Below are 1,449 nucleotides of genomic sequence, written 5' to 3' on the forward strand. Positions count from 1 at the left end.
ACAAGGTGCTAAAGGTGAAAAAGGAGACCAAGGTCAGGCAGGTCGTGACGGTGTAACTCCAACCGTAACCGTTAAAGATAATAAAGAAGACGGTACTCACACTATCACTATTAACGACGGTAGAGGTAATGTTACAAATACTGTTGTAAGAGATGGTTTCGATGGAGCAAGCCCATTAGTTGCGACTCAACGAAATGAAGCTGATAAAACAACAACTGTTATCTTCTATTATGATCAAAATGACAACAACGAATTTGATGCAGGAGATACAAAACTAAAAGAAGTTGTCATTGCAGATGGTGCCAAAGGTGAAAAAGGAGACCAAGGTGAACGTGGATTAACTGGTGCACAAGGTGCTAAAGGTGATCGTGGCGAACGTGGTGAAACAGGGGCAGCAGGACGTGATGGTAAAACGCCAGTAATTACTACAGCTCGTGGTAAAGATGGTCATAGTACTGACATTACATTTACAATTCCTGGAGAAGAGCCTGTTGTAGCTAACATTAAAGATGGTAAAGATGGACGTACACCAACCATCGACTTAAATGCCTTAGCTGAAGCAGCAGCAAGATTAAACAATCAAAGAAGCGGAAGAGTAAGAAGAGCTTTAGCAGACGCCCCATCTACAGCACCAGCAGAAAAACCAAGAGAAGGTACTCTTATTACAGCGTACTTTGATAACAATGGTAATGGTCGGTACGATGAAGGTATAGATGACTTAATTGCTAAACAACCAATTTATAATGGTACAGACGGTGCCAATGGTGCAGCAGGTGCAGCCGGACGTAATGGTGCTGAATTATTAAGTGGACCTAAAGCACCAACAGCAGATGATGGTAAAGATGGCGACACTTATATCGATGCAACTACAGGTGATGTTTATAAGAAAGAAAACGGAACTTGGGATAAGATTGGTAACATTCGTGGACCTCAAGGTCTAAAAGGTGAAGCCGGAGTTGCAGGACCACAAGGACCACAAGGGCTACAAGGACCTAAGGGTGACCAGGGTGCTCAAGGTCTTCAAGGACGTGATGGTCAAGACGGAGCACAAGGTTTACCAGGACGCGACGGACGAGATGGCGCAGCAGGTCGTGACGGACGTGATGGCCGCGACGGTAAAGACGTCTTGAACGGCAAAGTTAACCCAGAAGCAAATCAAGGTAAAGACGGCGATAAATACGTCAACACAGAAACAGGTGACGTCTTCGTTAAGAATAACGGCAACTGGGATAAAGAAGGCAACATCAAAGGACCTAAAGGTGACAAAGGTGCTCAAGGTCTTCAAGGTGAGCGTGGTCAAGACGGAGCACAAGGTTTACCAGGACGCGACGGACGAGATGGCGCAGCAGGTCGTGACGGACGTGATGGCCGCGACGGAAAAGACGTCTTGAACGGCAAAGTTGATCCGACAACAGAAGGTAAAGACGGTGATAAATACGTCAATACAGA

General features: G+C 45.6%; 1 pseudogene. It reads left to right on the forward strand.

From position 1 onward, the window contains the following. A pseudogene (locus HMPREF2628_RS04760) lies at positions 1-1,449 on the forward strand (YSIRK signal domain/LPXTG anchor domain surface protein); the annotation flags it as partial.

The sequence above is a fragment of the Streptococcus sp. HMSC063B03 genome (assembly GCF_001836965.1).
GTDB classification, from domain to species: Bacteria; Bacillota; Bacilli; order Lactobacillales; family Streptococcaceae; genus Streptococcus; species Streptococcus pneumoniae_F.